Raw genomic sequence first — 280 nt, 5'->3', positions numbered from 1 at the left:
ATGCTGATATTAAGTTTTATCTTCTAGCCAATATTCAAACGCGTGCAAAACGTCGTTATCAAGAAATTTTAAAGAAAGGAGCCCAAGCAGACTATCATGAGATTCTTGCTCATCTTGAACAACGTGACAGTCGCGATATAACCCGCACACAAAGCCCGCTAAAATCAGCGCAAAATGCCCACTTGCTTGATACGTCAGAATTAGGTATAGAAGCAACGTTTAAAATTGCATGTGCTCTTATTGATCCGATCATAAAAGCGCATATAATTGAATGAAGTCG

1 protein-coding gene is annotated in these 280 nt (G+C 38.9%); it reads left to right on the top strand.

Translation table 11 applies throughout. From position 1 onward, the window contains the following. Positions 1–275: (d)CMP kinase (locus ACFIK8_RS09460; RefSeq protein WP_375669277.1), on the top strand; the 275-nt coding region annotated here is incomplete at its 5' end. Between the last annotated feature and the right edge of the window lie 5 nt (positions 276–280).

Source organism: Bartonella sp. MR168JLCBS, assembly GCF_042194175.1.
This window is presented reverse-complemented; position numbering and strand designations above follow the sequence as displayed.